The 19,986-nt window shown below is 71.2% G+C and carries 16 protein-coding genes and 2 pseudogenes; 7 read left to right on the plus strand and 11 right to left on the minus strand.

Annotation, left to right across the window (positions count from 1 at the left end):
• Positions 1 to 118 precede the first annotated feature (118 nt).
• The gene (locus BLW86_RS19760; RefSeq protein WP_093875261.1) at positions 119 to 322 is read right to left on the minus strand and encodes a cold-shock protein; all 204 of its coding nucleotides are present in this window, start codon (positions 320 to 322) and stop codon (positions 119 to 121) included.
• An 877-nt stretch (positions 323 to 1,199) separates the two neighbouring features.
• Between BLW86_RS19760 and BLW86_RS19765 the strand changes: the two genes are divergently transcribed.
• Positions 1,200 to 1,544, plus strand: coding sequence for a MerR family transcriptional regulator (locus BLW86_RS19765; protein ID WP_093875262.1), 345 nt, complete (start codon positions 1,200 to 1,202; stop codon positions 1,542 to 1,544).
• A gap of 50 nt (positions 1,545 to 1,594) precedes the next feature.
• On the opposite strand, the gene BLW86_RS19770 is transcribed toward BLW86_RS19765, so the two are convergent.
• Positions 1,595 to 1,861, minus strand: coding sequence for a hypothetical protein (locus tag BLW86_RS19770; protein WP_093875263.1), 267 nt, complete (start codon positions 1,859 to 1,861; stop codon positions 1,595 to 1,597).
• 459 nt (positions 1,862 to 2,320) lie between these two features.
• Between BLW86_RS19770 and BLW86_RS19775 the strand changes: the two genes are divergently transcribed.
• From BLW86_RS19775 to BLW86_RS19785, 3 genes are all read left to right on the plus strand, one after another.
• On the plus strand, positions 2,321 to 3,088 hold the full coding sequence (locus BLW86_RS19775; protein ID WP_177181701.1) for a GNAT family N-acetyltransferase: 768 nt from the start codon (positions 2,321 to 2,323) through the stop codon (positions 3,086 to 3,088).
• 77 nt (positions 3,089 to 3,165) lie between these two features.
• On the plus strand, positions 3,166 to 3,501 hold the full coding sequence (locus BLW86_RS19780; protein ID WP_093875264.1) for a YnfA family protein: 336 nt from the start codon (positions 3,166 to 3,168) through the stop codon (positions 3,499 to 3,501).
• A 563-nt stretch (positions 3,502 to 4,064) separates the two neighbouring features.
• Complete coding sequence (locus BLW86_RS19785; RefSeq protein WP_093875265.1) at positions 4,065 to 4,562, plus strand: DUF5994 family protein; 498 nt, start codon at positions 4,065 to 4,067, stop codon at positions 4,560 to 4,562.
• 122 nt (positions 4,563 to 4,684) lie between these two features.
• Here the strand turns inward: BLW86_RS19785 and BLW86_RS19790 are convergent, their stop codons facing one another.
• Positions 4,685 to 5,023, minus strand: a complete 339-nt coding sequence (locus BLW86_RS19790) for a MerR family transcriptional regulator (RefSeq protein WP_093875266.1) — start codon at positions 5,021 to 5,023, stop codon at positions 4,685 to 4,687.
• Between the two features lie 572 nt (positions 5,024 to 5,595).
• Here BLW86_RS19790 and BLW86_RS19795 point away from each other — a divergent pair.
• Positions 5,596 to 5,955 (plus strand): hypothetical protein, encoded by a 360-nt coding sequence (locus tag BLW86_RS19795; protein ID WP_093875267.1) that lies wholly within the window; start codon positions 5,596 to 5,598, stop codon positions 5,953 to 5,955.
• A gap of 115 nt (positions 5,956 to 6,070) precedes the next feature.
• On the opposite strand, the gene BLW86_RS19800 is transcribed toward BLW86_RS19795, so the two are convergent.
• The 7 genes and pseudogenes from BLW86_RS19800 to BLW86_RS19830 all read right to left on the minus strand — a co-directional run bounded on the left by BLW86_RS19800 (position 6,071) and on the right by BLW86_RS19830 (position 17,901).
• Complete coding sequence (locus BLW86_RS19800) at positions 6,071 to 7,579, minus strand: DEAD/DEAH box helicase (RefSeq protein WP_093875268.1); 1,509 nt, start codon at positions 7,577 to 7,579, stop codon at positions 6,071 to 6,073.
• Positions 7,580 to 7,830: 251 nt separating this feature from the next.
• The gene (locus BLW86_RS19805) at positions 7,831 to 8,034 is read right to left on the minus strand and encodes a cold-shock protein (protein ID WP_093875269.1); all 204 of its coding nucleotides are present in this window, start codon (positions 8,032 to 8,034) and stop codon (positions 7,831 to 7,833) included.
• Between the two features lie 479 nt (positions 8,035 to 8,513).
• Complete coding sequence (locus BLW86_RS19810) at positions 8,514 to 11,138, minus strand: RICIN domain-containing protein (RefSeq protein ID WP_093875270.1); 2,625 nt, start codon at positions 11,136 to 11,138, stop codon at positions 8,514 to 8,516.
• Between the two features lie 38 nt (positions 11,139 to 11,176).
• Positions 11,177 to 13,528 (minus strand): non-reducing end alpha-L-arabinofuranosidase family hydrolase, encoded by a 2,352-nt coding sequence (locus BLW86_RS19815; protein WP_093875271.1) that lies wholly within the window; start codon positions 13,526 to 13,528, stop codon positions 11,177 to 11,179.
• Positions 13,529 to 14,060: 532 nt separating this feature from the next.
• Positions 14,061 to 15,611 (minus strand): sigma-70 family RNA polymerase sigma factor, encoded by a 1,551-nt coding sequence (locus BLW86_RS19820; RefSeq protein WP_093875272.1) that lies wholly within the window; start codon positions 15,609 to 15,611, stop codon positions 14,061 to 14,063.
• 322 nt (positions 15,612 to 15,933) lie between these two features.
• Positions 15,934 to 16,137 (minus strand): annotated as a pseudogene (locus BLW86_RS19825) (alpha/beta fold hydrolase); the annotation flags it as partial.
• 291 nt (positions 16,138 to 16,428) lie between these two features.
• Positions 16,429 to 17,901, minus strand: a complete 1,473-nt coding sequence (locus tag BLW86_RS19830; protein WP_093875273.1) for an MFS transporter — start codon at positions 17,899 to 17,901, stop codon at positions 16,429 to 16,431.
• Positions 17,902 to 18,052: 151 nt separating this feature from the next.
• On the opposite strand from BLW86_RS19830, the gene BLW86_RS19835 reads away from it, so the two are divergent.
• Complete coding sequence (locus tag BLW86_RS19835; protein WP_093875274.1) at positions 18,053 to 18,619, plus strand: TetR/AcrR family transcriptional regulator; 567 nt, start codon at positions 18,053 to 18,055, stop codon at positions 18,617 to 18,619.
• Positions 18,620 to 18,651: 32 nt separating this feature from the next.
• Positions 18,652 to 18,786: pseudogene (locus BLW86_RS19840) on the plus strand (hypothetical protein); the annotation flags it as partial.
• 281 nt (positions 18,787 to 19,067) lie between these two features.
• Here the strand turns inward: BLW86_RS19840 and BLW86_RS19845 are convergent.
• Positions 19,068 to 19,490 carry an STAS domain-containing protein gene (locus BLW86_RS19845; RefSeq protein WP_093875276.1) on the minus strand — a complete coding sequence of 141 codons (423 nt, stop codon included), beginning with the start codon at positions 19,488 to 19,490 and terminating at the stop codon, positions 19,068 to 19,070.
• Positions 19,491 to 19,986 lie beyond the last annotated feature (496 nt).

Raw genomic sequence — 19,986 nt, forward strand, 5'->3', positions numbered from 1 at the left:
GCGGCGCGGGTTCGGACCCGGATCCGGAGAATTCGTCCTGCGGCGGCGCGGGAGGCATATGCGGCTGGGGCCCGCACCCCGAAGGATGCGGGCCCCAGCTACGTGGTGCGCGTCAGCGTCAGGCCGGAACGATGTTCTCGGCCGTCGGGCCCTTCTGGCCCTGCGCGATGTCGAACTGGACCTTCTGGCCTTCCTGGAGCTCACGGAAGCCCTGGGCGGCGATGTTCGAGTAGTGGGCGAAGACGTCGGGGCCGCCGCCGTCCTGCTCGATGAAGCCGAAGCCCTTTTCAGCGTTGAACCACTTCACGGTGCCAGTAGCCATGTCATATCTCCTTTGAGGCTCATCGGCAATCCGCACTGCGCGGATGCCGTGTCGCCGCGATGATTACCCCGCCGGAGAGACCGGAGACGAAAAAGCACTCCCAGCCTTTGAGGCTCGGCCGGAGGTGCTTGAAGTTTTTGGGAACCACAACTGCAACTGAAATCGAGACTAGCACGCGGCCTCGGCCGGCGTCGGTTAAACGGGGCAGCTATTTCTGTGCGGTAAAAATCCTGACCGTGCCGCCCCTCACACCCTCATGTCGCCGATGCAGATACGGGGCCGTCCGAAAGGGGCGTCCGGAGCGGTCGTCACCACGGGAGGAGGGGGCGGCGGCATCGTCCCGGCCGGGCCCCGTCGCGTCGCTCGCGGTGGGCGAAGGCGGCGGACTCCCGGGACACGGCCCCGCACGACAGGCTTCCGTCTGCCCGGGGAGAAGGAATGCCAGGTCGGAGCAGGGAGAAAAACTGTCACGGCGAAGGTAGACATTCACCTCTCCTCGTCCTACTGTTGTTGCTGTACCTAGGAAGTCCCCGTGGGCTCGGCGGAAACGAACGGCCGAGCGAGCAGATGTGCAGGACGCGGCCGAAGAGGCCGCGAGCGGTATCGGAAGTGACAGTACGGAGAGGCACCGAGAGTAAGGAGCGGAACGCCATCAGGATCGCCCGGGCGAGGGATCGAGCCGCCCGGGTACCGCAGGCCCCGATGGGAAGGTGGTCCCCGGTCACACATCCGCGATCCCCGCAGCCCCGCCCCGACGGGCGGAACCTGCGGACACAGAAGGCCGGCACAGCCGGCCGGTAGATGGTGCAGGAAGCTCGGGGCCCGGGTGCCGTCACGGCACCCGGGCCCCCTACACGTTTTCCGGAAGAAGAGGCCTATGCCCCCTGGCAGTTCCCGCCCCGCCGACCATCTCGACGACGACGACTACCCCGCCTACACGATGGGCAGGGCCGCCGAGATGGTGGGCACCACCCCCGCCTTCCTCCGCGCCCTCGGTGAACACCGCCTGATCACCCCGCTGCGCTCCGAGGGCGGTCACCGGCGTTACTCCCGCTACCAGCTGCGCATCGCGGCCCGCGCCCGGGAACTCGTCGACCAGGGCACCCCGATCGAGGCCGCCTGCCGCATCATCGTGCTCGAGGACCAGCTCGAAGAAGCCCAGCGCATCAACGAGCGACTGCGCGGCCAGGGCCACGGGGCGGGCGCGCACGGCACTCCCTGACCGGGGCGGACTCACGACCGGGGCCGTTCTCTCTCATGCTCCGGGGCGGGTCAGAATTCCTCGGCGTGGGGGCCGGTGCCGCTCGGGGGCCTGCTGGCGGCCAGCCAGGACCGGGCCGGCTCGGCGGCGTGCGTGGTGTCGACGGTGAGGTGGAGGCGGGTGCCTCCGCCTGGTGCGGGATAGCTCCGCTGCTCGCCGCCGGCGAAGCAGTGGCGGAGGATGTCGGCCACCATCCGGGCGGCATCCGGCGTGGCGGCGACGATGCGGACTTCGGCGTGCCCCGGTGCCGGCAGGGCTTCCGGGCCGTTGCGGTCCAAGGCGGCACCGTCCTTTCACCAGGGAGGCGCCTCGGGCGGTCCGAGCGGGGCGGTCCCGCTCCCCGACACGTCCACCGTACGTCCGGCGGCGCCGGGCGTGTGCGTACGGCCCCTGACCCGGAGGAACCGCCTTCGAAGCCAGGTCCGGTCGACGCCCCTCCAGCCCCGCCGCCGCCTTCCTGTCCCTGCTGCGCACGGGCCTCACGGCGCCGGTGCCCGACTGACCTGCGAAGGATCGCGACGAGGAGCTCGCGGGGCCGCGGGCCGGCCTGGAAGCGGGACCGGTCGTGCGGCTCCTCGCGTCTCGGCCTGGTCTTGTGAACGCGGCGCAGCGGTGACGATCGAGACGGAACATGGCGCCGCTCGTGCTCGCCAGGCGGTCCGGCCGCGCAGGTGGCCCAGCCGGCTCGCGCGGAATTGGCCTCTGAAATGGGGCAGTTGGGCAGTAGCGTAGGCGCAATGACAACACGATCTACGTCGGTCGACCAGCCCGTATCCATAGCCTTGGCCGAGGCGCCGATGCGTCAGGCCCGTAACTCCGCCGCCCTGTGGACCGCGACCGGCCGATCCCGGGGACATGAGGTCATCCGGCGCCGCGGATTCGTCGCGGTCGACGGCGACGTGCGCGCCGGCCTGCGGATCCTGATCCAGGAGCCGGACCTCGACCCGGGCGAACTGGCCGAGTTGAGCGAGCTGGTGCGCCGAGCCGCAGGCCCGGTGAACGCCGAGGATCCGTTCGGTTCGACCGACCTGAGCCACCTGGGCATGCGCAGCTGGCAGATGCCGGTCATGCTGCGCCGGCCCGGGCCCGTCGACGCACCGGCGCTGGACGTGATCCGGGTACGGCGGCCCGAGGACCTCCAGGCGGCCGAGCGGATCGTGATCGAGGGCTTCGAGCTGGCCGGATTCCAGCCCTACCGCCCCGGCGAGCTGTTCCCGGGGGCGCTGATCGAGCAGCCGGGCGTGGACGTGTTCCTCGCCACGCACGAGGGCGTGCCCGCGGGAGCCGGCGTCAGCGTCGTGGACGACGGCGTCGGCAGCCATTACTGGGTCGGCACCTCGCCGGCTTTCCGGTCGCGCGGCGTGGGGCGGGCCGTCATGCTCGGCTCCCTCGCCCACCTGGCGGACCTGCCGGTCACGCTCACCGCTTCGAAGCTGGGCAGGCCGCTGTACGAGTCGCTGGGGTACACCGTCGCGGCGCCCTCGACCTGGTGGGCCTCTCAGTGAGACCGCCGCGGTGAGGCACCACCGGTGCGAACCGTGATCGGCTCCTCGCCCGCGGGCCGCCAGTAGGGTCGGCCGTTATGACCGTCGCCCGTTCCGTTGCCCTGTTCGCCGTCGCCGCCCTCTTCGAGATCGGCGGCGCCTGGCTGGTGTGGCAGGGCATCCGCGAGCACAAGGGCTGGATCTGGATCGGCGCCGGCGTCATCGCCCTCGGCCTCTACGGGGTGGTGGCCACCTTCCAGTCCGCCGACGACTTCGGTCGCATCCTCGCCGCGTACGGCGGGATCTTCGTGGCCGGGTCGATCGCCTGGGGCATGGTCGCCGACGGCTACCGGCCCGACCGCTGGGACGTCATCGGCGCCCTGATCTGCCTCGCCGGAATGGCCGTGATCATGTACGCGCCCCGCGGCCACTGACCGGGCAGCGGCGCTTCGAGGCTGCCCCGGGCACGGCCGGGACGCGCTGTTCTTCGCCCGCGAGGGTTCACCGTCCTGAAGGGCACCCCTGGGGCGACGAGCTTCTGCTGCCCGTAGTCCTGGAGCAGGATCTGCACGTTCCGGCCCCCGATCCGGGCCACCGTGCCGGCGACGAAGGGGCCGACGCGGTCGGGCGGCAGCGCGTGCGCACCGTCCAGGATCGTTCCCAGGAGTCCCTCCCCGAAGCTCTCCGCGCGGTCGGGGACCCGGCCCCCGTGGCGTCCGACGGTCATCCGGAGCCTCCCAGCGGGCGGTGGACCGACGGCCTGGCACGGTGCCGACGTGCCGGCTCCGGCGGCATCGCGGTGCGGCTTCCAGGACGCTCCCCGGCGGCCGGGGCCGCCACGCGTGCCCGCCGGGGGCGAAGGGCCGCCGTACCGGCTCGTCGCCGTGTCCCGGAGTACGGTGAAGGGACGGGGCCCGCTCCCCCTCGCCGGTTCGGCAACAGCCGCGTACGGACCTGGGCAGCAGCGGCGCCACCCCCGTGGACGGGCGGATCTGTCATGACCGACGCCGGCATTCCCCCTGCACACCCCCGCCTGCTGCCGGACGCGGTCCACGAGGCCGTCGGCCCCGGCACGGCGCTGCTCCGGCTGGAGACGACACGGTCCCGGCAGGGCGTCCTCGACGGCGCGTGGTGGCCGCGCTCCCGGAACGTCGGGCAGGAGATCCCGCCGCTGGTCACCGTTCTGACCGAGTACCTCGGCCCCATCACCCGGGTCGGCCTGGACGCCTCCGCCTGGAACGGCATTCCGGCCCGCCTCATCGTCGACGGCCGGGTCGTACACCTCGACTCCTTCCCCGTCGGCGACGACACCGTCCTGATCACCCGGGGCGACAACGACCACTTCGCCCTCATGGTCGTCCCGCCGAACACGACGCCCGAGGCCGCCCGCACGGCCATGGCCCGCGCGGTCCGCGCCGACAACGTCACCCAGGCCGCCGAGATCCTCCTCGCCGAACTCCCCCGTCCGACGGAGGCGTCAGGGGATCCCGCCTGACCAGGGGGCAGGGTCCGGACGAGGCCGGGCCTGTCGCGGTCCGTCGCGGTCCGGAACGGTCGCGGAGTGCCCGTCATCTCGGACGAGCGCCGGACGGGGAGGGGAAGCGGCGCGAGCCCGTCTCAGGCCGAGGCGGGCGGCGCGGCCGCTTCGGCGGCGCGGCGGTGTTCGGCGTTGATGCGCTGGGCTTCTTCGAGCTGGTCTTCCAGGACGATGATGCGGCAGGCGGCCTCGATGGGGGTGCCTTGGTCGACGAGTTCCCGGGCGCGGGCGGCGATGCGCAGCTGGTAGCGGGAGTAGCGGCGGTGGCCGCCCTCGGAGCGGAGCGGGGTGATGAGACGGGCTTCGCCGATGGCGCGGAGGAAGCCCTGGGTGGTGCCGATCATCTCGGCGGCCCGGCCCATGGTGTAGGCGGGGTAGTCGTCGTCGTCGAGACGACCGTACGAGTCATCTGCTGTCATCTGCACCTCTCCGTGGAACACGTGAAGGGGCCCTGGTGCCGTACGGCACCAGGGCCCCGAAGGAACTACTACACCACTTGCCGGCCTTGATACCGCGCCGGCGTACTGCCGAACTTCCCGGTGCGCGCGTCCGCAGCCGACGCCTTCACCGGGGGTACTGCTCACCGACTTCACTGCGGGGTACTGCGCACTGCACGCGCGGGTACCGCGTCTGTCATGACCGCGGTCCCGCTCGCGGCGGCCCCTGATCACCGCGGGCCACCCGGTCCGGCCGTCAGTCCCGTCGCCGTCCTGCAACCACCCTGGCTTCGGGGCTCCACCGCCGTACCGTCCTGCGAACTGCAACTACCTGTACTGCTGGTACTGCTTGCCGGCAGTTCTTCTCTGCCAGGCCCTGCTGTCTCTCTGGGCTACGAGAGAAACCATAACCACGCCACTGCCCAATGTCTACTCCGGCCGATGTAGATTTTCCTGTGTCCGTTGGGCAGGTAATCGACCTCGAACGGTGAAGCGCAGGAGCCCGGCACGACCGGTTGGGGGGACGGGGCGGGCCGTGAATAGGATCGGCTTTCATGTCGAAGCCTGACGAGCTGCTCGTTGACGTCGCCGCGCTGGTGGAGTCCGGGCAGAGCAACCAGATGTCCCTGACCGTGGTCACCGGTGGCACTGTCATCACCGGTCGACTGGCACCCGAAGAGGTGTGGAGGCAGCGGGTCTCGGAGGTCCTGGCGGACTCCGCCCACCTGGGAGAGTTCTCCGCCGTCTTCACCGCCACGACGCGGAGGGACGGGCCGCCCGAGTACCTGCACTTCCACATGGCGCGGATCCTTCAGGGCATGGTGGGGATCCCGGAGACAGGCGGGATGTACCGCGTCTCGATCGCGGACGTCAGCGCTTGGACCATGGGCGACTTCAGCTACTCCGATCACTGACGTCGCGCCCCTGGAGGAACCGGCACACCGCTACGCCAGAGGGCCCGACCGGCAGGTGCCGGTCGGGCCCTCTGGGCTGCCCGGGCGTCAGCTCACGTTCGCCCGTGGGCTCCGGTCAGGCCGCCGCGTCGGCGGAACGCCGCGCGCCGGCGCGCCTCGCTGCCGAGGCGGGACCGCGTCGACCGCGGGAGGTCGCGCCGCGCTTGCGCTGCTCGGCGGGCGGCGCGGTGATCGTCACGGGGATGCCGGACGGGGTCCGCGCGCCGGTGATCCGGGCGAGTGCCTCCTCGCCCGAGCGGACCTGGGTGGTCTCGGGCACGATGCCGGCGGTCACCATGAGGCGGGACATGTCGCGGCGCTGGTTGGCGGTGACCAGGGTGACGACGCTGCCGGATTCGCCCGCCCGGGCGGTACGGCCGCCGCGGTGGAGGTAGTCCTTGTGGTCGGTCGGCGGATCCACGTTGACGACGAGGTCGAGGTGGTCGACGTGGATGCCCCGCGCGGCGACGTTCGTCGCGACGAGGACGGTGACGTGCCCGGTCTTGAACTGGGCGAGGGTGCGGGTGCGTTGCGGCTGCGACTTCCCGCCGTGCAGGGCGGCGGCCCGGACGCCGCAGCCGAGGAGGTCCTCGGTGAGGCGGTCCACCGCGTGCTTGGTGTCCAGGAACATGATCACCCGGCCCTCGCGCGCCGCGATCTCGGTCGTCAGCCGGTGCTTGTCGGCACCGTGCACGTGGAGGACGTGGTGCTCCATCGTGGTGACCGCGCCCTGGGAGGGGTCCACGGAGTGGACGACGGGATCGCTGAGGTAGCGGCGGACCAGGAGGTCGACGTTGCGGTCCAGCGTCGCGGAGAACAGCATCCGCTGGCCCTCGGGACGGACCTGGTCCAGGAGCGCCGTGACCTGCGGCATGAAGCCCATGTCGGCCATCTGGTCGGCCTCGTCCAGGACGGTGATCGAGACCCGGTCCAGTCGGCAGTCACCGCGGTCGATGAGGTCCTTGAGGCGGCCGGGGGTGGCCACGACGACTTCGACGCCCCCGCGCAGCGCGTTCGCCTGCCGGCGGATCGGCATGCCGCCGACGACGGTGGTCAGGCGCAGCTTCACGGCGCGGGCGTAGGGGGTGAGGGCGTCGGTGACCTGCTGCGCGAGTTCCCGGGTGGGGACCAGGACGAGCGCCAGCGGCTGACGGGGCTCGGCGAGCTGTCCGGCGGTGCGGGCGAGCAGGGACAGACCGAAGGCGAGGGTCTTGCCGGAGCCGGTCCGGCCGCGGCCGAGGACGTCACGGCCGGCCAGGGAGTTCGGCAGCGTCGCGCCCTGGATGGGGAACGGGACGGACACGCCCTGCGCGGTGAGCGCGGCCAGGAGGCGCCGGTCGAGGGCCAGGGCGGCGAACGTCTCGACGGCGGGCAGCGCCGGGGTGACCGTCTTCGGCAGGGCGAACTCGCCCTGCACCGGGGCGGATCGTCGGCCGCCTCCGCCGAAGCGCCCCGGAGCTCCCGATCGGCTCGGGGCGGACGAACCGAAGCGGCTGCCCAGTCCCGAACCGGCGGCGGAGCCGTACGCGCGGCCGCCGTTGCGGCGGGTGCGGGAGGAACGGCCGTTCGTGCGTGTGGGGTTCATTCAGAACCTTCCTTGATACGGCGCGTATCGAGGAATTCCGGCAGCGGATGAGCTGCTTCGGGAATCACAGGCACGGGCCGAATGAAATGCGAACAGCAGGCGGCTTGGCCCGGGACAAGGAATTGTCGGAGCAAGCGGCGAGCGAAAGGAATGCGAGAGGCGCAGGGGTGGGTGAGAACCCTGCGAAATGAATGCAGCTGGGGCCCGCACCCCGAGGGATGCGGGCCCCAGCTACGTATGACGCGCCGGCGTCAGGCGGAAACGATGTTCTCGGCCGTCGGGCCCTTCTGGCCCTGCGCGATGTCGAAGGAGACCTTCTGGCCCTCCTGGAGCTCGCGGAAGCCCTGGGCGGCGATGTTCGAGAAGTGGGCGAACACGTCAGGGCCGCCACCGTCCTGCTCGATGAAGCCGAAACCCTTTTCCGCGTTGAACCACTTCACGGTGCCAGTGCTCATGTCATGTCTCCTTGGGGCAGTACATCGGCATCCGTACCGTACGGATGCCGTGTCGCCGCGATGATGCCCTGCCCGGAAAATGACCGGAAATACAAAGCGCTTCCGTGCGGCACGCGGCCGACGGGAGGCGCCTGAAATCTTTGGGTACCAAAACTGCAACTGGTTTCGACAGTAGCACGTCACTGCGGCCCGTGTGCGTAGAATATTTTCCCCTGCGTGTTGCCGATAAAAACTCTCCGAGCGGGGGCGGGTAAATCCTCAGGCCGCGAACGCAGGTATTCCTTCACTTCGAGGGAAGCGTTTCGGAGCCGGGGGAGTCCTGTCCGCGGCTCGCGGGGGCTCCGCGACGGTGAGCCCGCCCCGCCTGCGCAGGCGGGGCGGCAGGTCCGGGCGACGACGAAGCCCCAGGTCGCCGACCTGGGGCTTCGCGGAAGAGCGGATGACCGCTGTGTGCCTGCGGCCCCGCTCCGGCGTCGGGGTCAGGAAGGGTCGCCGTACTGGAGGCCGCGTCCGTTGGTGCCGACGTACACGCGGCCGTAGGTGTCGGGGTCGCCGGTGATGACGCCGACGCCGCCGATGCTGCCCCACTGGTGGGCGTCGTCGTTGACGCGGAGCCAGGTGGCGCCCTTGTCGGTGGATCGGAAGACGCCGGTGACGTCCTTGACGGTGCCGATCAGGTACAGGGCCTGGTAGGAGGCGCCCGGCGCGGCCTTGCCGAAGCCGAGGGCGGAGGCGGACTTCACCGTGGTGAGCGTGGTGAAGGTGCGGCCGCCGTCGGTGGAGTGCAGCAGCCCCTTGGCGCTGCCGGCGATCCACAGGTCCCCCGCGACGCCGGGGACGGCCGTGAGCCGGCCGGCGGGCAGGTCGGTGGCGCGGGCGGTGAAGGTCGCGCCGCCGTCGGTGCTGGCGTGGAGCGTGCCACCGGCCAGTGAGTAGAAGGTCCTGGCCGAGGAGCGGTCGGCGACGACCACGGCGTCGGTGCCCAGGCCGCCGACCTTCGACCAGCTCGCCCCCTTGTCGGTCGAGCGGTACGGGACCTGGCCGGCCTGGGTCCAGACGAGGGCGGAGCCGTCCGAGGCAAGCGCGATGTGGCCGTCCTGGGCGCCGGCCACCGGTTCCGCCTTGAAGCCGTTCCAGCTGACGCCGCCGTCGGTGGAGTAGGCGCCGTCCTGTGCGCCGCCCCGGCCGACACGGACCATCATCGAGGGGTTGGCCTGGGCGAAGTCGATGTCGGTGCTGTTGGTCATCATCGGGTTGTTCAGCCGCCCGGCGGGCACCTTGGTCAGGTCGTCGTGGCGGAAGCCGCCTTGGTCGCCCATGGCGGTGATGACGGTGGCACCGCCGGGCGGCGCGATCGCGTCCATCAGCGCGGTCTCCTCGAGGCCCCGCGCCCCCACGGTCCAGTGGCTGGTGCCGCCGCTGTCGGAGGCGTTGGCGTCCTTGCTGCGCCAGACGCCGCCGCCGGTGCCGTACAGCACGTGCCCGGAGTCGAAGGGATCGATGGCCAGGGCGGTCATCCAGTGCCCGATGCCGGTACCGACGTAAGGAGCGGCGGAGGCGTCCCGCACCGATTTCTCGGCCAGTGGCTTCCAGGTCGTGCCGCCGTCGGTGGTCCGGTAGAGCTCGTCCTCGGGCCACCAGCGGTCGAGGGTGGTGACCATCACCGTGGAGGGCTTCTGCGGGTCGACGGCCAGACCGGAGAACCCGTAGGCGCCCTGGGACGGGGAGACGTTCTTCCACGCCCCGCCGGCCGGCGTGTACTTCCACACCGAGCCCGCCGTCACGCCGTTGGGTCCGAGGGCGTCGGTGTACGTCAGGTACAGCGAGCCGTCACCGGAGAGCACGCCGTGCTGCGGCAGCTGGCCGGTGGGCTGCCCGGAGACGGCCTGCCAGGTGCTGCCGCCGTCGGTGGAGCGGTACAGGGAGGTGGACCGGTCGGCGACGCCGACGTAGATCGTCTTGCTGCCGGCCGGACCGTACGTCACGAAGGAGATGCCCGCGCCGCTGCCCGCCCCGTCCTTGACGGGGAACGAGGAGACCTGACTCCACGTCACACCGCTGTCCGTGCTGCGCCACAGGCCGTTCTTGCGGGTGCCGAGGAGCAGGGTGCGGTTGTCCGAGGGGTCGATCACGAGCCGTTCGCCCGCCCCGCGGCCGTCCTCGTTGCCGCCCAGCTTGAACGGCAGGTCGGTGCGCTGGAAGGTGCGGCCCCGGTCGGTGGAACGCAGGAGCGCGCCGTTGCCGGCCCACTCGTTGGTGTAGGTGCCCGCCGCGAGGTAGAGCCGGCCCGGGTCGACGGGGTCGGTGGCCAGCGCGTCGATGCCCAGCAGGTTCCAGTCCTTCTCGCCGAGCCAGTCGGTCAGCGGGATCCACTGTTCGGCCGCGGTGTCCCAGCGGTAGGCGCCGCCCATGTCGGTACGCGCGTACAGCAGGCCCCGCTCCCGCGGGTTGAACACCAGCCCGGTGACGTAACCGCCGCCCACCACCTGGGCGTTGTTCCACCCGTACGGTCCGCTCCCGGGGACCGGGGTCTCGGCCGTCCTCACCAGCTTCCACTGCTGGTTGGTGCTGCCATGGCCGGGATACTGGATGACCACCGCGCCGTCGGCCGTGGAGCCTCCGGAGACGTCCAGGACCTGGCCGCTCCTGCGGGAGGTGAAGGTGACGGCGTCGGAGCCGCTCACCTCGTCGACCCGCCACTCCTGGGAGGCGGACGAGCTGTCGGTCTGCTGCTCGGCGGCAGCCGCCCGGGCGGTCGAGTCGCCCGCTATGCCCAGCACCTTGCCGCTGTTGCGGTTCACCAGCTCGTAGTAGCCGTCACCGGTGGGCCGCAGCTTCCACTGCTGGTTGGCGGTGTTCTGGTCGGTCCACTGCTGGATGCGGGTGCCGTCGGCGGTGGAGAAGGCGTTGACGTCCAGCGCCTTGCCGCTGCGTACGGAAAGCAGCCGGTAGTAGGCATTGCCGTCGACCGTCGCGGCCTGCGAGTCGTCCTGTACGAACAGGAGGTACGGCACGAGGACGGCGGGCACACCGAGCAGCAGTCCGGCCCCGGTCCAGCGGCGGCGGTGACGCCCGCGGCGCCCGCCGTTCATGGGGTTCTTCATGGGGGGTGTTCTCCTTGCGTAACCGTGGATCGGGCGGGTCAGCGCTGCAGGGTGAGGAGACCCGGCCGGTACGGCAGTCGGTCGTAGGGGCCGCCCGCGGTGGGGGACTTGCCCTGGTAGAGGAACTGCAGGTGGCAGGGGTCGATGGTCATGGTCTGGTCGGGGTTGTCGCGGACCAGGTCCCCGTGGCTGATGTCGTCGGTCCAGGTGGCACCGCTGTTGGCCTTGCCCGCGAAGGGGTTGCTCTCGTCGGTGGCCTGCGGGGTCCACGAGCCGTTCAGGCGGGAGGCCGTGAACGAGCGGAAGTAGCGCCGCTCGTTCGCGCCCCGAGCCTCGACGATCATGAGGTACTGGTTCTGGCCCTGGACCTTGTAGACCTGCGGCGCCTCGAACAGGTTCTTCACCGTGTCGCTCATGACCGTCGTGTACGAGGAGCCGAAGTTGCCGGGGAAGTTCCCGATCGGCATGCTCGCCCGGTAGATCTTGCCGTTGTCGCCGGCGAAGAACAGGTACATGTTCTGGTCGTCGGCGATCAGGGTCTGGTCGATCGGGGCGGCGCCCGGGATGCCGCCGGTGAACAGCGGCTGCGGCGCGGACCAGCCGTTGGGGTTGGTGGGGTCGCTCGACGTGCGGTAGCTGAAGGGCGACGCACCCCACTGGTACGCCAGCACCCAGATCTTCTTGGGCGCGAAGTAGAACAGCGTGGGCGCCACCGCGTTCTGGCTCATCCTGGTCTGGCCGGCCGACGCCATGTCCGACCAGTTCGTGAAGGGGCTGAACGCCATCGAGCCGTACGACGATGCCGACGCGCTCGACGCGTAGACCAGGTGCTTGCCGCCCAGCACCACGTGGGTGAAGTCCTTCACCGCGTCCCACCCGTTCGCCGGCTGCGCCAGCGCACCCGTCGACGTCCATCGGTACGTCGACGGAAGAGCACACGTGCCGCCGCCCGTCCCGGCCGGGGCGGTCCACTTCTGGTTGCCGACGGACGCGCAGGCGTACAGCTGGATCCTGGTGCCGTTCGCGGTGGCCGCGCCGACGGCGTCGAGGCACAGCCCGGACTGGACGCCGGTGATCGTGCCGTCGGTGTTGATGTTCCACTGCTGGTTGGCCCCGCCGTTGCAGTCCCAGACGACCACCGGGGTGCCGTTGGTGGTGCCCTTGCTCTTGGCGTCCAGGCACTTGTCGCCGTGGACCTTCAGCTGCTTGGCGGCGGTGTGGGTCCAGCGCTGGCCGGCCTGCCCGTTGCAGTCCCACAGGTGCGCCTGGGTACCGTTGGCGGTGGCGGAGCCGGGGATGTCGATACAGCGGCCGGAGGCCACGCCCTTGATCTCCCCGGTACCGTCGGCCGGCTTGGCCGGGGTGGTGCCGGATCCGGAATGGAGAGCGTTCATGACGGCGGTGTACGCGGGTTTGGGCTTGCCGTCGCGGTCGAACAGCAGGGGGCTTTCGCCGCTGCGCCAGGAGTCGCTGTCACGGACGCCCCACACCGTGATGCCGGTGCACCGGGCCACGGACAGGCAGGTGCCGACCGTGTTCGCGTAGTGGGTGGGTGATGCCTGGGCGATGTCCAGCTCGGTGATCTGGACGTCGACGCCCAGGGCGGCGAAGCCGGCCAAGGTGGTCTTGAAGCTCGCCGGCGGGCCGCCCGCCCCGAAGTGGCTCTGGAACCCGACGCAGTCGATGGGCACGCCGCGGGACTTGAAGTCCTTGACCATGCGGTAGACGCCCTGGGTCTTGGCGTCCGACCAGTTCTCGATGTTGTAGTCGTTGTAGCAGAGCTTGGCCGAGGAGTCGGCCGCACGGGCGGTGCGGAACGCTTCCTCGATGAAGCCGTCGCCCAGCACGTTCTGGAAGACCGAGCTGCGGAGCCGGCCGCTGCCGCCGTCGGCGAACGCCTCGTTGACCACGTCCCAGGCGTAGATCTTGCCCTTGTAGTGGGTCATCTCGGTGGTGATGTGGTTGTTCATCACGCCGCGCAGCGTCTTCGCGTCGCGGATGGAGCCGACCCAGGAGGGGAGCTGCGAGTGCCAGACCGTGGTGTGGCCGCGCAGGCGCTGGCCGTGTGCCGTGGCGTGGTCGACGATCCGGTCCGCGGGACCGAAGTTGAAATGGCCGCGGGACGGTTCGATGGTGTCCCACTTCATCTCGTTCTCCGGGGTGATCATGTTGAACTCCCGGTCCGCGATCTCGGCGTACGTCGGGTCGCCGAGCCTGCCGGCGGCCACAGCCGTGCCGAAGTACCTGCCCGAGGGGGCCGCCTGGGTACCCAGGTTCGCGGCTCCGGCGGAGCTGGGGAGGAGCGTCACGACACCGGCCACCACCGCCGCGGCCGACAGCCCTGCCGTCAGCGTGCGGCGGCGCCGGCCGCGCCGGTGCAGGCCCTTCATGGTTTTCCTCGGGGGTTCGTGGGTGGGTCGCGTCATCAGAGCGGCTTTCTTCAGGGGATACGTCAACGGGGGAGGTCGGGAGCCCTGCCGCGCCGGCACGTCATGGCGAGCGGCGGGAAGGGCACCCCCCGAAGTGGAGGCTTCCGAACGCGCGGTCCCGTAACAGAAAAGTCGTGCCGTCCGGACGATTGCTCAGTGAGGCATCTCGCAGGCAAAAGGCGTTATGCCGAACCCCGCCGTCCGGTCGCACCGGTGGAAGGCGCGCGCCGCTCTGATCGACCGTGAAGGCTTCTGGAGGGGTATCGGCGGCGGTTGCGGTGATCGGCCTTCAGGCCGGTCACGGCGAGGCAGCCGTCGATGAACGCGGATCGAAGCCGGAATCGGCGCAGCACTCGGCTCACCGCCGGGTGGAGAACGGCGTGGTGCGGGATTGTGGTGCGGGATCGTGGTGAGGGGTTGTGGTGCGGGCTTGCGCTGGAGGATCACCAGCCGGCACCGCGCGACCCGGTCCACCATGCTCAGGGAGCGGTTCTCACGCCCAGGCCCTGCGCACGATGAAGGAGGCCTGGCCGGCGAAGGCCCGGCTGCCGTCGGAGCCGTCGAGCCAGATGCCACCGTCGCGGTGGCGGAGGACCGATCCGGGATAGTTGTGCGCGTGCAGGGTCACCGACCCGGGGACCGCCCCGGGGCGCGGACAGAAGGTGGCGTCTTCACGGAACAGTGCGCTGCCGTCGTCGGTGCTCAGCCGTAGCCGCAGGTAAGAGTGGCGCAGGTACCGGCCGTCCGCGGCGCGGAAGGTGACGCACCGTGTGTCGGCCAGCCCCCCGATGACCGTGAAGGTGACCCGCTGCCGTGCCTGCGCGCCGCTGGACGCGGAGACCCGGCCGAGCGTCGCGAAGTCGCCGGCATCCGTGAGGTACAGGCCGGGTTGGTCCGCGGACTCCAGCGACCGTGCGCCCAGCGGAACGGTGCCCGCGACGGCGGACGGACCCACCGGGGACGGTGTGGCCGACGTGGTGGTGCGCGACGGGATCGGCGTGGGAGTGCCGACCGTGGGAGCGGCGATGACGCCGGGCACCCGGGGCGCCGGTTCGGGCCAGGTCGCGTAGGTGGCGGTCCCGGCGATGAGCACCGCGCCGGTGGCGAGGCTCACCAGCGGATGAGCGGTCACCGCGTGGAGTTTGCCGATCAGCGCGCCGTGCAGACCGCCCCCTCCCGTCGCCGTGCCGACGGCGACGGGTGCCGTGGCCAGCCCGGCGGCGCTCGCGGCCGTACCCGACAGCAGGCCCTTGGCGGCCAGCGCGGCGATCAGTCCGGCCGGGACGGCCAGCGTCGTGAGGCTGAGGGGCAGCAGTTCGGCCGGAACCCGTTCGGTCGTCGTCGCCGTGCAGACCGGGCAGTCACGGGTGTGCCGCGCTATCCGCTTGCGCCACACCGATGCACGGAGACCGTCCCAGCCGACGACGGTCTCGTCCAACTGCGGACAGCGCGGGTCGGCCTCCAGCGCGGTGACGATCGTCCGGCACAGTTCCAGCTGCTCGCGCATGCGCTGCAGGCGCACTCCGACGTGGGCGACCGTGAGCCCCGTCGCGGCGGCGATGTCGTCACGGCTCAGCAAGCCGGCGCATTCCTGCCACCACAGCGACAGCAGCATCCGATGGTCCGGGTCGAGCCACCGGCCGGCTTCGACGACCCGACGGCGCTCGTCCGACACGTGCAGCCGCAGGATCGTCACGTCCACGGGCTCCGCGCCGGCGTCCGGTATCTGGCGTGCCTCGTCGATGACCGTGGTCCGGTCGGCGAAGACGTGTTGCCGGTGCCAGTGGGTGTTGATCTGGCGGAGCGTGATCGACACCAGCCAGGACCGGAAGCTCTCCGGGGCGCGCAGGGCGGGCAGGTCGCGGACCACGCGCAGCAGGGTTTCCTGGACGACGTCGTCGACGTCGGCATGTCCGCTCAGCGCTCGCCCGACGATGTTGTAGACCAACGGCAGGTACGCGGCGATCAGCTCCTCGCGCGCCCGGTCGTCACCGGCCTGCGCCGCGACGACCAGCCCCGCGTGGTCCGCGTCCATGAGCCCCATTCCCACCTTCTTCAGGGGAGCGATCCGCCGAGTGCGGCGCCACACCTTAGCGTCGGCAAAGGTGTGCGGCCAAAGCCTGGACGCGTGGACGGGGGCGGAACGGCCGGGGCGGTCGCCGTCGTCGTCGTCCGGCTGCTCCACCCGCCCGACGACGCCACCCCGGCGATCGCCGAAGCCGCCCGCGTGCTGCGGCCCGGCGGCTGCTCGTCACGACCGCCGACAAGGAGGGGACTCCGTCCCGCAGGCGGCTCAAGGCGCCGGAATACCGGTCACACCGGCCCGATCACGCCCGAGCGGACGGGGCCGGGAGCGTGGCCAGTCCGCCCTTGGTCGAGCCGGGCGCGGTGGCGAGACCTTCGGGGTCCTGGGGCGACCGGTAGGCGCGGGTGAAGGTCGCCTGGAAGCCGTGGCCGGGCAGGTCGACGGCGACCGAGCGGTGTCCGAGGAGCCCGAGTTCCGCCTGGAGGGGCGCGAAGGAGAAGGAGTTCGCGAAGGCCCCGCGGACCAGTACGAACGTCGGGTGCATCTGTGCACTCACTTTCGGGGTACTCACTTTCCGGGTACTTGCCTTCCGGCCGCCGAGGGTCACCTCCAGGGCGCCCGCGGTGACCGTCCGGACCTGCTCATGGCTGAGGGAGTGCCGGCGTTCGGGGAGACGGTGACGTCGTCGGCCGGGGGAGTCACGTGGACGGCGGCGATGGTCGGCGGCGTGTCGCCGCGTGGGCGAGACGGTGGACGCGGTGATCTGCATGGCGCCTCCCCTCACGGAGGGGCGTGAACCGGATACGGCGGAAACGGGCCACGAGATGATCTCGGTCTAGTTCGGGCGGCTCGCGGACACCCCGTCCGAGGTGGTGACCGCGTCCGGATCGGTGGAACGTCGCGGGGTCGCGGAGCCCTCCGCGGGATGGGACCTCGCCAGCCACAGGCCGGTGAACACGGCGGTGGCCAGGGTGAGGGCGCCGGCCGCGACGAAGGCGCTGTCGAGGCCGGTCTCGAAGGAGGCGCTACCGGATTGCCGGGTGCGGACGATGACTCCGAGTACCGCCACGCCGAGCACCGCGCCGATCTGCCGGGTGGTGCTGCTGATGCCTGACGCGAGGCCGCCTTCCTGCGGGCTGACCGCTTGGATGGCGGCTCCCGTCAGCGGGGACATGGTCAGGGCGAAGCCGATGCCGACGACTCCAAGGCGCCACCACACGTTCCCGTAGCCGGTGTCGGCGTGCACCGTGCCGAGCGCGAGGAGGCCCAGGCCGGCCAGGGCCAGGCCGGTGGTGACCACGATGCGGAAGCCGTACCGGGCGGCGAGCCGTCCCGCGAACGGGCTGACGACCACCATGGCGAGGGAGGTGGGAAGGGTCTGCAGGCCGGCGCGCAGGATCGAGCTGCCCTGGACGTACACGAAGAACTGGGAGAAGAAGAACGACGAGCCCATGAGCGCGAACCCCACCACGATCATGGCGGTGTTGGACACGGTGAACAGCCGCTGCCGGAACAGCCGCAGCGGCAGCATCGGGGCGGAGCGACGTGCTTCGACGGCGACGAAGGCGGCGAGGAGGATCGCCGCGGCGGCGAAGCTTCCCAGGATCACCGGCGACGTCCAGCCGCGGGCACCGCCCTCGATCAGGCCGTAGGTCAGTACCCCCACCGCCAGAACGGACAGCACCGTGCCGGGGACGTCGATCGCGGGAGCGCTCGGATTGCGGGACTCGCCGAGGTGGCGCAGGCCGACCAGCAGAAGGACCACGCCGATGGGCAGATTGACCAGGAAGATGGCGGGCCAGCCGAAGGCATCTGTCAGCACGCCGCCGGCCACGGGGCCTGCGGCCAGACCGATTCCGCTGAATCCGGCCCACAGCCCGATCGCCTTGATGCGTTCTTGCGGCACGGGATGGGCGGCGACGAGCAGGGCCAGCGAGGCGGGGCTCAGCGCCGCGGCCCCGATGCCCTGCAGCACCCGGCCGGCGACCAGCCAGCCGAGCGAGGGCGCGAGGCTGCACAGCAGCGACGCGGCGGTGAACACCGCCACGCCGGTCAGGTACACCCGCTTGCGGCCGAACCGGTCGGCGAAGACGCCGCCGGACATCAGCAGCATGGCGACCAGCAGTACGTACGCGTCGACGATCCATTGCAGACCGGTCAGCTGGGTGTGCAGCCGGTGCTGCATGTCGGGCAGTGCCGCTCCGACGATCGTGTTGTCGAGCAGGACCATGAACTGGCCCAGGCAGGTCACCGTGAGCAGCACGGCCCGGCTTGATCGACTGCCTGCGACCGCACGCGATGCAGCCATGGAGATCCCCCTCGATCGTCGGTTGCGCCCGGCCACGGTCGACGCGGGTGGCGATACACCCGAGCGCTGTAAAGCAGTCGGCGACTGCGTTAGACGACTATAGGGAGAGCCGTCTCGCAAACGCAAGCGCTGGCTGCGTTAAGGTGAGGGCATGAACGAGCGACAGCGAGCCCGGCGACCCGGCGGGCGCAGCGCCCGCGTCGGCGCGCAGGTGCACCAGGCCGTCACCGAGCTGATCAGTGAGCGCGGCTACGGCAACTTCACCGTCGGCGAGGTGGCAGCCCGCGCGGGCGTGGCCGACAGCAGCATCTACCGCCGGTGGGGCAGCCTGGAAACCCTGCTCACCGACGTGGCGCTCACCCGCCTCAACGCGCGGTCGCCGATGCCCGACACCGGGAGCCTGGCCGGCGACCTGCGCACGTACGCGGCCCAAGTGGCCCGCGAGATCACCGGACCCGACGGTCCGGCGGTGCTGCACCTGGCGGTCGCCCTGTCGAGCAGCGGCCGGCAGGGCCTGCAGGCCGGCGCCGACCTCCGCGCCGAACGCACCCGGCAACTGCAGTCCGTGCTCGATCGCGCCCGCGACCGCGGCGAGCACGCACCCGACGCGCTCGACGTGCTGGACCACATTCTGGCCCCCATGTACATCCGCGTCCTGTTCGGCATGGGCCCGCTCACCCCGGACTACATCGACGGGCTGGTCGACCGACTGCTGTGACCTCGACCCGGTTCCCGCGATCAGCCCTCCGCGCCGGCGTCATCGCCCTCGGCCTCCACGGAGTGGTGGCCGCCTCCCGGTCCGACGACGACTTCGGCCGCATCCTCGCCGCCTGCGGCGGGATCTTCGTGGCCGGACCGATCGCCTGGGGCATGGTCGCCGACGGCTGCCCCGGACGCGGCGGGAAGGACTCCGCCGGGCCGGTCTGACCGGGAGACGGTGCAGGGGTGGGGCCCGAGGGCCGGCACGGGCCCCCCACCTTCCCGTGTCTGTGCCGTGGTCTATGCCGTGGAGCACGGGAGCGGGAGCGCCAGGCGGCAGTGGATCAGGGTTCTGCGAGGTGTGGGTCGGGGAGATGGAGCGGGTCGGCGGCGTCGTGCTTCCCGGGGGTCCCCGTGCACAAGGAGGACCGCCGCGAGCATCGGGCCGCAGGTCAGGAGTATGAACGTCATGACGTGACCGCCGTCGTCGGTGATCCGGCCCGGGGCTGCTGCTGTCCCGCTGCGGCGGACGCGTTCAGGAGGCGCTGAACGGCCCGGGAGCGGTTCGCGAGCCTGAGGCGGCGTCCGTGCCGGGGCCACCAGCGGAGGACGGCGAGGAGGCCGGAGTCGCAGAAGGTGACCCGGGCGGTGTCCAGGACGAGGCCGGTGTAGCCGTCGTCGGCGGCCGAGGCCAACAGGGCCCACAACGGGGCGGCGCTGTAGTGGTCGATCTCCCCGGCGAGGCGGACGACCAGGGTGCCGCCGAGGGCGGTGCAGGAGTCGATGACTATGACGCCGGGCGCGGTGTCCGCGCCCGAGTCGTGCACGACGGGAGGGACGGGGGCGGCGAGAGTCGCGGGCAGTATCGGGGCGGTGGTGGAAGTGCTCACACCCCATCAACGCCGCCCGCCCAGGACCGGGAAACGATCGACGCGGCCCTTTCACCCCATCTGACCAGCACTGATCCGCGGCAAGAGGGAAAGATTGCACCCGGACGAGGCATGAGGGCGTTTGGGACGGGCCCGCTGGTTCCAGAGGTCGACACCCTCGCCGGACTCTTGATCCCTCGGGATGAGGACGATGCGACGGCCGTGACGAGAGAGGTCGAGACGACGACGCCAAAGGGCCGCTGACAACGCCCCCAGGCGGCTCGGCAACGCTCATCTGGACTCGCCCCGGGCGGGCGGCGACCACCGGCGGAGGCGGGCGGTGCTCAGGTTCCCGGAAGGAAGCCGACCCCGGGCGCTCGCCGAGGGCCTGCCGACGGCGGGGCGGCGAAAAGCCTGGCGAGCGGGTCCGACGGAACCGGGTAACGTCTTTGTCATGTTCTTCCAGGCCCCGATTCACAGGTGAGAGCGCGGCGGGCCCCGCTGACGTCCTTCGTCG

Source organism: Streptomyces sp. TLI_105, assembly GCF_900105415.1.
Classification (GTDB): Bacteria; Actinomycetota; Actinomycetes; order Streptomycetales; family Streptomycetaceae; genus Streptomyces.

Coding starts and splice junctions, on each gene's coding strand:
- BLW86_RS19800 (WP_093875268.1), bottom strand. CDS start 7,579: ATGAACCCCACACGCACGAACGGCCGTTCCTCCCGCACCCGCCGCAAC.
- BLW86_RS19780 (WP_093875264.1), top strand. CDS start 3,166: ATGACCGTCGCCCGTTCCGTTGCCCTGTTCGCCGTCGCCGCCCTCTTC.
- BLW86_RS19790 (WP_093875266.1), bottom strand. CDS start 5,023: ATGACAGCAGATGACTCGTACGGTCGTCTCGACGACGACGACTACCCC.
- BLW86_RS19815 (WP_093875271.1), bottom strand. CDS start 13,528: ATGAAGGGCCTGCACCGGCGCGGCCGGCGCCGCCGCACGCTGACGGCA.
- BLW86_RS19835 (WP_093875274.1), top strand. CDS start 18,053: ATGAACGAGCGACAGCGAGCCCGGCGACCCGGCGGGCGCAGCGCCCGC.
- BLW86_RS19810 (WP_093875270.1), bottom strand. CDS start 11,138: ATGAAGAACCCCATGAACGGCGGGCGCCGCGGGCGTCACCGCCGCCGC.
- BLW86_RS19785 (WP_093875265.1), top strand. CDS start 4,065: ATGACCGACGCCGGCATTCCCCCTGCACACCCCCGCCTGCTGCCGGAC.
- BLW86_RS19805 (WP_093875269.1), bottom strand. CDS start 8,034: ATGAGCACTGGCACCGTGAAGTGGTTCAACGCGGAAAAGGGTTTCGGC.
- BLW86_RS19760 (WP_093875261.1), bottom strand. CDS start 322: ATGGCTACTGGCACCGTGAAGTGGTTCAACGCTGAAAAGGGCTTCGGC.
- BLW86_RS19775 (WP_177181701.1), top strand. CDS start 2,321: ATGACAACACGATCTACGTCGGTCGACCAGCCCGTATCCATAGCCTTG.
- BLW86_RS19795 (WP_093875267.1), top strand. CDS start 5,596: ATGTCGAAGCCTGACGAGCTGCTCGTTGACGTCGCCGCGCTGGTGGAG.
- BLW86_RS19820 (WP_093875272.1), bottom strand. CDS start 15,611: ATGGGGCTCATGGACGCGGACCACGCGGGGCTGGTCGTCGCGGCGCAG.
- BLW86_RS19830 (WP_093875273.1), bottom strand. CDS start 17,901: ATGGCTGCATCGCGTGCGGTCGCAGGCAGTCGATCAAGCCGGGCCGTG.
- BLW86_RS19765 (WP_093875262.1), top strand. CDS start 1,200: ATGCCCCCTGGCAGTTCCCGCCCCGCCGACCATCTCGACGACGACGAC.